This is a genomic window from Streptococcus sp. DD04 (assembly GCF_001578725.1).
Taxonomy (GTDB): Bacteria; Bacillota; Bacilli; order Lactobacillales; family Streptococcaceae; genus Streptococcus; species Streptococcus sinensis.
Window position 1 is genome coordinate 71,749 of record NZ_KQ968982.1, and the last position, 8,750, is coordinate 80,498.

Annotated in this window: 9 protein-coding genes; 4 read left to right on the top strand and 5 right to left on the bottom strand. The window is 42.6% G+C overall.

The annotated features are described in order from the left end of the window. From lytR to STRDD04_RS09875, 5 genes are all read right to left on the bottom strand, one after another. Nucleotides 1-1,190: glycopolymer--peptidoglycan transferase LytR (gene lytR, locus STRDD04_RS09855; protein ID WP_197460099.1), on the bottom strand; the 1,190-nt coding region annotated here is incomplete at its 3' end. A 7-nt stretch (nt 1,191-1,197) separates the two neighbouring features. Then, the gene (locus tag STRDD04_RS09860; protein ID WP_062201907.1) at nt 1,198-1,719 is read right to left on the bottom strand and encodes a GNAT family N-acetyltransferase; all 522 of its coding nucleotides are present in this window, start codon (nt 1,717-1,719) and stop codon (nt 1,198-1,200) included. Continuing rightward, on the bottom strand, nt 1,712-2,152 hold the full coding sequence (tsaE, locus tag STRDD04_RS09865; RefSeq protein ID WP_062201909.1) for a tRNA (adenosine(37)-N6)-threonylcarbamoyltransferase complex ATPase subunit type 1 TsaE: 441 nt from the start codon (nt 2,150-2,152) through the stop codon (nt 1,712-1,714). Before tsaE ends, STRDD04_RS09860 begins: the two co-directional genes overlap by 8 nt. A 201-nt stretch (nt 2,153-2,353) precedes the next feature. Beyond that, entirely contained in the window at nt 2,354-3,775 is a 1,422-nt protein-coding gene (locus STRDD04_RS09870; protein WP_062201911.1) for an NCS2 family permease, read from the bottom strand. Nucleotides 3,776-3,939: 164 nt separating this feature from the next. Continuing rightward, the gene (locus STRDD04_RS09875) at nt 3,940-4,542 is read right to left on the bottom strand and encodes a DUF1361 domain-containing protein (protein WP_062201912.1); all 603 of its coding nucleotides are present in this window, start codon (nt 4,540-4,542) and stop codon (nt 3,940-3,942) included. A gap of 159 nt (nt 4,543-4,701) precedes the next feature. Here STRDD04_RS09875 and STRDD04_RS09880 point away from each other — a divergent pair, with 159 nt between their 5' ends. The 4 genes from STRDD04_RS09880 (at nt 4,702) to STRDD04_RS09895 (ending at nt 8,630) form a co-directional block, all read left to right on the top strand. Next, nucleotides 4,702-5,514, top strand: a complete 813-nt coding sequence (locus tag STRDD04_RS09880) for a Cof-type HAD-IIB family hydrolase (RefSeq protein WP_062201914.1) — start codon at nt 4,702-4,704, stop codon at nt 5,512-5,514. A 348-nt stretch (nt 5,515-5,862) separates the two neighbouring features. Beyond that, the gene (locus STRDD04_RS09885) at nt 5,863-6,852 is read left to right on the top strand and encodes a PTS sugar transporter subunit IIB (RefSeq protein WP_062201916.1); all 990 of its coding nucleotides are present in this window, start codon (nt 5,863-5,865) and stop codon (nt 6,850-6,852) included. A 44-nt stretch (nt 6,853-6,896) separates the two neighbouring features. Beyond that, the gene (locus STRDD04_RS09890; protein ID WP_062201918.1) at nt 6,897-7,700 is read left to right on the top strand and encodes a PTS mannose/fructose/sorbose transporter subunit IIC; all 804 of its coding nucleotides are present in this window, start codon (nt 6,897-6,899) and stop codon (nt 7,698-7,700) included. A gap of 18 nt (nt 7,701-7,718) precedes the next feature. Next, nucleotides 7,719-8,630 carry a PTS system mannose/fructose/sorbose family transporter subunit IID gene (locus STRDD04_RS09895; protein WP_062201920.1) on the top strand — a complete coding sequence of 304 codons (912 nt, stop codon included), beginning with the start codon at nt 7,719-7,721 and terminating at the stop codon, nt 8,628-8,630. Nucleotides 8,631-8,750 lie beyond the last annotated feature (120 nt).

Consider the following 8,750-nt stretch of genomic DNA (forward strand, 5'->3'; position numbering starts at 1 on the left):
TCTGCTGTTGTAGGAGTACCATTAACCCCTGTGGTAGTAGTTGGTGCCACAGAAGAAACTGATGGTACTGTTTCTGCATTGCTAGGCACCTCCGCCGAATAGGAATTATATCCACCACCATAAGTTGCCGGTTGGCTGGTAGCATCATAGGTTCCGTTATATTCTTCATATGAACTTGAATCTGTACTCCTGAGACTATTGCCTCCCATCAAATCCTCATAAAGAACCGCATTGGTTTTCAAACTTTTTACCAAGTCCAGCCCCAAAGTTTTACGGATTAGGTTTTGCATTTCAAGCAAATGCTCTGAAGTTACCAACTGATAGCTGCCACCGTCTGCCAATGTCGCATCTTCTCCACGCAGCTGCTCAGATTGAATATGTCTAAAGGCATCCTGATAACCTAGTAACTGAGGAATACTTCCAGAATCCAAGGCAATATTGGTCTGCATGTTATTGCTCACTGCTCGTAGAATAGCTTGATAGTGACTAACGCTATTGAGGCTCAGCACTTTTTCAACAACTTTTCGAATAACCTCACGCTGGCGTTTTTGACGGCCGTAATCTCCCTCTGGATCCTGATAACGCATACGAGCATAGACCAGAGCTTGATCCCCATTGATCAAATGCTTACCTGGCTCAACAGTTGCGGTATATTCTGGCTCATTTTCTTCGATGGAAATCGGGAAATCAAAGGTATTGTTGACCTCAATTCCGCCAACCGCATCCACCAGCTGAACCAAACCCTGCATGTTAATCATCACATAGCGGTCAATATGGATATTCATCAAATCCTGAATCGTCGAAATGGCTAATTCTGCACCGCCATAAGCATAGGCCGCATTAAGTTTGGCTTCGGTCGTTTGACCTTTTTCATCAATTTGAGTTAGAATGTCCCGCTCTAAACTCATCATAACCGTTTTCTTTGTTTTAGGATTGACTGAGAGAAGGATCATCGAGTCACTATTTCCCTGCCAGGCATCAGAACGCGAACCGCTTCCTGTATCTACTCCCATCAACAGAATTGTCAAAGGCTTGGTTTCGGCAATGACATTTGTTTCATTTCCTAAACCTTTATAAGTGCGGGACAAGGTGTCCGTCGACTGATTGTAAATAGTCCAAGCGTAAGCCCCTACTCCGATTGCCGTTACTGCGAAAAGACTTAAAAACATTAGTAAAATTTTTTTAAACATATTTCCATCAATCTATCAGCTTACCCATCAGGTAAACATCCAGAAATATCCCTTCTGTTAAATAGGCCCCTCTTTTTTGGAGGCCTTCAATTTCAAAACCTAACTCTTTATAGAGATGGACAGCTCGCTCATTTCTAACCTGAACAGTTAGCTCCAATCGTCGGAGACTGCTGTTATTCTCCGCCCAATCCAAAGCCTCTTCCAGCAGGATCCGGCCGAGACCTTGATTCCAAAAAGCTTTTTTGACAACGATAAAGACTTGCCCGATATGCCGAATCCGCTCATGAAAATCCGCCGTGATACTAACAAGACCTGCGATTTCATCATCGAGCAGCGCTAATAGATAGAGCTGATTCTCTGACTCCGCTTGGTGCTGAATGAAACTGGCCATCTGACCTTCATCCATCAAAATCCCAGCTTCATCTAAGGTCATATAATCCGACTCAGCCCCAACTTGATTTAGAAAAGCAATCAAAGTCTCTGCATCCGTCTGTTCTGCCTCGCGCAAGGCCAATTCAAATTCAGCCATGCTTCAGCTCCTCAAGTAGTTCCTGAGAACGGCGCCCCTTGCTTTCAAAGACCAGCTCGCGTCCATCAGCTTTCTTCAGAATTGTCAGCTTCAGATAATCATCTGGCAGACTGTCCTCCAATAATTCTCCCCATTCAATGACGGTAACTCCCTCACCAAAGAGAAAATCATCTAAGTCGATCGAATCTGGATCCTCACCAATCCGATAAACATCTAAGTGATAAAGTGGCAAGCGGCCTTCATACTCCCGAACAATCGTATAAGTCGGACTTTTTATCATTTGCTTGATACCGAGACCCCTAGCCAATCCCTTGGTAAAGGTAGTTTTCCCCGCTCCCAAATCTCCCGTCAAAACCAAAATATCTTGTTCCTGAAGCAAGCCTCCGAGACGCTGGCCCCATTCGATTAATTCTTCCTCATTATGACTAAACATTCTTATATTATACCAAAAGATTTGGTTTTACGCTTAAATTTTTAAAGAAAATAACATGTTTCAATACAAATCTCTAGAACGTCTATACTGACGACGTTCATGTATCTTCTGTTAAGAGATAAGACCAGTATTAGCCGCTGTATCATAAATGGATTGTTGATACCAAAAAGAAGCTGGAAGATTCCAACTTCTTACGTATTTTTAAGACAAGGCTAGACTGACAAAGTTGAGGATGAAGAGCAAGTCTAAAATCCAAATCATTGAATGCACTTCCTTGGCTTCACCTTTGATAACTTTCACAAGAGCATACATGATGAAGCCTGCTGCAATCCCGTGCGTGATACTGTAGGTGAAACCCATAAAGATTGAAGTAAAGAAGGCTGGAATGGCTTCTGCCATGTCATCCCACTGGATATTTTTCAAGCTGCTCAACATCATAATCCCTACGACAATCAAAATTGGCGCAGTTGCTGCTGTCGGAACGATTGCTAAAAGCGGGCTAAAGAAGCTAGATACCGCAAAGCAAAGCGCCACAACCAAGGCTGTCAAACCAGTCCGTCCACCAGCTCCGATACCGGCTGCAGACTCTACATAAGTAGTGACATTAGAAGTACCTGCAATCGCACCGATAGTGGTCCCAATCAAGTCAGAATACAAAGCTTTGTCTAAACCTTCTGATTCATGATTTTCACCAGAAGTCGCTACGATACCCACCTTTTCACCAGTTCCGATCAAGGTACCGATGGTATCAAAGATATCCGTCAGAGAGAAGGCAAGGATAGCCATAAATGTCTGAGGCAGACGAGCCGTATCAGCAAAGAGAGCTCCCAAGCCTTCTGGACCAACTGCCACACCAAAAATTTGTCCAAGTTCTGTCAATGCCGTTCCGAGATTATGCTGACCAAAGTCAATAGCAGACAGGTCAACCAAACCAACAGCAATGGCTATTACTGTCGTTGCAAAGATGGACAAGATGATGCCACCCTTGATGCCTTTGATAACAAAGAAAATCGTGATTGCTAGACCAAGCAGTGCCAGCAAAACTGCTGGATTATTGAAATCAACCAGTCCGGGAGTTGCAGCTGAATTGGCTGTGATAGCAGCTTTGGCTTGGTCAGCTCCCTTACCAGCTACTACATAGTTGCCTGGATCGATTGAAAACTTCAACAATCCGGCATTTTTAATCCCTACATAAGCTAGAAAGACACCGATACCAGCAGAAATAGCTGAACGCAGAGCTGATGGAATGGACTCGATAATAGCCTTCCGAATCTTAGTCAAAGTGATAAAGAGCGAGATCAGACCACAGATGAAGACCATGCCCAAAGCTTCTTGCCAAGTGTAGCCCAAACTAAAGACAACCGTGAAAGTAAAGAAGGCATTGAGCCCCATACCTGGCGCCTGTGCGTAAGGAAGGTTGGCATAAAAGGCCATCATGAGCGTTCCAGCAACGGATCCGATGATCGTAGCTAGAAAGACACCTTGAGCCGGCATACCCGTTTGCGACAGCATGGCTGGATTGACAAAGAGGATGTAGCTCATAGCAAAGAAAGTCGTTAACCCAGCGAGAACTTCCGTACGAACATCCGTACCGTGCTCTTTGAGTTTAAATAATTTATCCATTATAGATAATCTCCTAAATTGTTTTATGGCAACTGATTAAAAGAGAACTCCTGATTTTCTTTAAAACAGTGCTACTTATTCGTTATTTACGAACAATAATATGATTATACTCAAAAACATTCACTTTTTCAACCCTAATGCTCCAAAAAATACTTTAACGTGTCTTATTTTTTATTTTCTCTACTTAAAAAGAGCAAACTCATCACTTGGATAAAGGTAAATCCAAGGATAAATACCAGACGTTCCCTCTGAAATGTTTCCAGTAACTTTTGGACAACTAACTGTGGCCGCGTCACCAGATCCCAAGAGTTGAGCCGGTCATAACGGCCGATATAAATTGCCAGACTCGACAGATAAGACAGGACACCTACCGCAAGCATATCCAGCCACCAAGTCAACTTCCAGCGCTCACGCAGGATATTCCAGCTTTCAACCCCGCAATAAACTCCAAATAAAATACTCGGTACAAAAGCCATAAACAGATGCATACTGACAGGATTCCACAGAGCATCCCCCACCCAGGTCATGTGGACCAAGTCCGTCAGCATATAAAAGGTATTCGGATAAAAGACCAGCCAGACCATCAGCAGAAGCGGGTAAAGCCATTTTTGCGTGTTGAAAATTACCGTCAACACAGCAGAATCATAAGCAATCAGGGCCAAAATCATGTTCCAGATCAAATCTGGACCTTGGACACTTATCCCCTGAATATAAACAACAATCGAAATCAACATGAAAAAAATGTGAATCAAAATTGGTTTGCGCATACAAGATTTCCACCTTCGCTCGAAATATCGCTCTTTTATAGAAGAAAAATAATAAAAAACAATCGCATTTCATCTATTGAGGAAATATTATACCACAACTTGTGCCATTTAATCTTAATTCTGTTATAATAGACTGTACCATACTTGACGAGGAAAAAAATGACAAAAAAAATAATCGCCGTAGACTTGGACGGAACTCTGCTGAATTCCGAGAGTAAACTGTCTGACTTTACCAAAGAAACCATCAAAAAAATATCAGCTAAAGGACACAAGGTCATCATCACCACTGGACGTCCTTACCGTATGGCTCTAAACTTTTATAAGGAATTGGAGCTCAATACGCCTATGATTAATTTCAATGGTTCCTTGACGCACATCCCTGACAAAAAATGGGAATTTGAGCAGTCCTTGACGGTAGACAAGTCCTTTTTACTAGATATGGTCCAGCGAAAAGAGGAAATTGAAGCTGATTTCATTGCTGGAGAATACCGCAAAAAATTCTACATCACAAATCCAGATGAAGAGATCGCAGATCCTAAGCTGTTTGGCATTGAGAATTTTAAACCGGAAAATCAATTTCAACCACAACTGGTAACCAAAAATCCTAATGCCATTTTGCTACAAACGCATGCAACCGATAAATATGCCCTTGCTGCTGAAATGAATGCTTTTTATCAGCATAAGCTCGCTATTAATACCTGGGGAGGCCCGCTCAATATCCTAGAGTGCAATCCTAAAGGCGTCAATAAAGCCTTCGCCCTCCAATACCTGCTCAATATCCTCAATGTCGATCGCCAAAACCTAATCGCTTTTGGTGATGAGCAGAATGACACAGAAATGCTGGAGTTTGCAGGAACGGGCTATGCCATGAAAAATGCCAATGAAACCCTGCTTCCCTTTGCTGACCAGCAACTTAAACTGACCAATGACCAAGACGGCGTGGCACATGAGCTTAACAATTTATTCTTATAAAGTCAGTGGACGAGTCCTAAATAGGATTCGTTTTTTCTTATTTCAGGAAAATAAACATACTTTCAAACATTAGCAATTTCATTTTTCAACTTCTGCTTTCAACTGTTTTCTTTTCGTTTCATATATTAATAGATTTAATGCCATTTCCTAATTTTTATCTAATTATTTAAGTGCTTAAAAGTATGAAAAATGGGAATTTAATAGGCTTTTTTCTGAGAAATTTATTTGAAAATCGATGTCACTTTAGCCTAATCACTTGCATTTTTCATGAAAACGTTTTATAATAATATCTAGCCTTAAAGTTTTCTTAAACTTAAGTCAAACATTTTATAAGGAGGAAAAACAATAATGAGTATTGGAATCATTATTGCCAGCCACGGTGAATTTGCTGCCGGCATTCATCAGTCAGGTTCTATGATTTTTGGTGAGCAAGAGAAAGTTCAAGTTGTAACTTTCATGCCAAACGAAGGTCCTGACGATTTGTATGCAAAATTCAATGATGCTGTGGCTTCGTTTGATGCGAACGATGAGGTATTGGTCTTGGCTGACCTTTGGAGTGGGTCTCCATTTAACCAAGCTAGCCGTGTCATGGGTGAAAATCCAGACCGCAAGTTCGCTATTATTACAGGTTTGAACCTGCCTATGCTAATTCAAGCCTACACAGAGCGCATGATGGATGCAAACGCTGGCGTAGATGCTGTCGTTGCAAATATCATCAAGGAAGCTAAGGAAGGCGTCAAAGCACTTCCAGAAGAACTGAATCCAGTTGCAGAAAGTGCTGCACCTGCTGCCGCACCTGTTGCTCAGGCAGCTATTCCAGAAGGAACCGTTATCGGAGATGGCAAACTGAAAATCAATTTGGCTCGTATCGATACACGTTTGCTGCACGGACAAGTTGCAACTGCTTGGACTCCAGATTCAAAAGCAGACCGTATCATCGTTGCTTCTGACTCTGTAGCGAATGATGAACTCCGTAAAGAACTCATCAAACAAGCTGCACCTGGTAATGTCAAAGCCAACGTTGTTCCAATTGATAAGCTGATTGCTGTTTCAAAAGATCCACGTTTCGGTAATACTCACGCTCTTATCTTATTTGAAACTCCACAAGATGCTCTGCGTGCTGTCGAAGGCGGTGTGCCAATCAAAACTCTCAACGTCGGTTCAATGGCTCACTCAACCGGTAAGACAATGGTCAACAACGTTCTATCAATGGACAAGGACGATGTGGCTACTTACGAAAAATTGCGTGATCTCGGAGTTGAATTCGACGTACGTAAAGTACCAAATGACTCTAAAAAAGATTTGTTTGACTTAATTAACAAAGCCAACGTTCAATAATCTTAAACGTTTCGCTCTCATATTATTATGAAAGGATTTAAAACATGTCTATTATTTCTATGGTTTTAGTAGTCTTTGTTGCCTTCCTAGCTGGTCTTGAAGGTATCTTGGACCAATTCCAATTCCACCAACCATTGGTTGCATGTACCTTGATCGGTCTTGTAACTGGTAACTTAACTGCTGGTGTTATCCTTGGCGGATCTCTTCAAATGATCGCTCTTGGTTGGGCTAACATCGGTGCTGCCGTTGCTCCTGACGCTGCTTTGGCTTCAGTTGCTGCTGCTATCATCATGGTGCAAGGTGGAGACTTCACTGACAAAGGTATCACAGTTGCAACTACAATCGCGATTCCTCTTGCCGTAGCTGGTCTCTTCCTTACTATGATCGTGCGTACCATCTCTGTTGCCTTGGTTCATGCTGCAGACTCTGCCGCTAAAAATGGTGACTTTGCTAGCGTTGAACGTGCTCACTTTGTAGCTCTCCTTCTTCAAGGTCTTCGTATCGCTGTTCCTGCAGCCCTTCTTCTTGCAATCCCTGCAGAAGCAGTACAAAACTTGCTTGCTATGATGCCTGATTGGTTGGCAGGCGGTATGGCAGTCGGCGGGGGAATGGTTGTTGCCGTTGGTTACGCTATGGTTATCAACATGATGGCAACTCGCGAAGTATGGCCATTCTTTGCTATCGGTTTTGCTCTTGCTGCTGTTAGCCAATTGACTTTGATTGCCCTTGGTGCTATCGGTGTAGCGATCGCCCTTATCTACCTCAACCTTTCTAAGAAAGGCGGAAACGGTGGTGGCGGTTCTGCTACATCTAACGACCCAATCGGCGATATCCTAGAAGACTACTAAGAAAGGAGCTGCTATATCATGACTGAAAAAATTCAATTATCACAATCAGACCGTCAAAAAGTTTGGTGGCGTTCTACTTTCTTGCAAGGTTCTTGGAACTACGAACGTATGCAAAACTTAGGTTGGGCATATGCACTCATTCCAGCTCTCAAGAAACTTTATACTAAAAAAGAAGATCAAGCTGCTGCTCTTGAGCGTCACTTGGAATTCTTCAATACTCACCCATACGTTGCTGCTCCAATCATCGGTGTAACACTTGCCCTCGAAGAAGAAAAAGCAAATGGTGCAGAAATTGACGATGCAGCTATCCAAGGGGTTAAAATCGGTATGATGGGACCTTTGGCTGGTATCGGTGACCCTGTCTTCTGGTTCACAGTTCGTCCGATCCTTGGAGCACTCGGTGCATCTCTTGCTCTGTCAGGAAATATCATCGGCCCACTCCTCTTCTTCGTTCTTTGGAATGCAATCCGTATGGCCTTCTTGTGGTACACTCAAGAATTGGGTTATAAGGCTGGTTCTGAAATCACAAAAGACATGTCTGGTGGTATCCTCCAAGACATCACTAAAGGTGCTTCAATCCTTGGTATGTTTATCTTGGCTGTATTGGTTGCACGCTGGGTAAACGTTAGCTTTGCGCTTCAATTGCCATCTACAAAACTCTCTGAAGGAGCTTATATCAACTTCCCTAAAGGTGCTGTAACTGGTGAGCAACTTCAAAAAATCTTGGGTGATGTTGCAGGCGGTTTGAGCTTGACTCCTGAAAAGACAAATACCCTTCAAGGACAAATTAACTCTTTGATTCCAGGTTTGATGGGACTTCTCCTTACCTTCCTCTGCATGTGGTTGCTTAAGAAGAAAGTTTCACCAATCACAATCATCATCGGACTTTTCGTTGTTGGTATTGTTGCCCGTGTTATTGGTTTCATGTAATCAAAAAAGGGCTCTTTGTCAACTGTAGTGGGTTGATGTCAGCTAATATCTGGAGAGGACCGAATTGGTTCTCTCCTTTTTGATATTCGAAGCGATGAGAATTCTAGTTCTAAAGTTGTC

Coding starts and splice junctions, on each gene's coding strand:
- STRDD04_RS09860 (WP_062201907.1), bottom strand. CDS start 1,719: ATGGCTGAATTTGAATTGGCCTTGCGCGAGGCAGAACAGACGGATGCA.
- STRDD04_RS09875 (WP_062201912.1), bottom strand. CDS start 4,542: ATGCGCAAACCAATTTTGATTCACATTTTTTTCATGTTGATTTCGATT.
- STRDD04_RS09890 (WP_062201918.1), top strand. CDS start 6,897: ATGTCTATTATTTCTATGGTTTTAGTAGTCTTTGTTGCCTTCCTAGCT.
- STRDD04_RS09880 (WP_062201914.1), top strand. CDS start 4,702: ATGACAAAAAAAATAATCGCCGTAGACTTGGACGGAACTCTGCTGAAT.
- STRDD04_RS09895 (WP_062201920.1), top strand. CDS start 7,719: ATGACTGAAAAAATTCAATTATCACAATCAGACCGTCAAAAAGTTTGG.
- STRDD04_RS09885 (WP_062201916.1), top strand. CDS start 5,863: ATGAGTATTGGAATCATTATTGCCAGCCACGGTGAATTTGCTGCCGGC.
- STRDD04_RS09870 (WP_062201911.1), bottom strand. CDS start 3,775: ATGGATAAATTATTTAAACTCAAAGAGCACGGTACGGATGTTCGTACG.
- tsaE (WP_062201909.1), bottom strand. CDS start 2,152: ATGTTTAGTCATAATGAGGAAGAATTAATCGAATGGGGCCAGCGTCTC.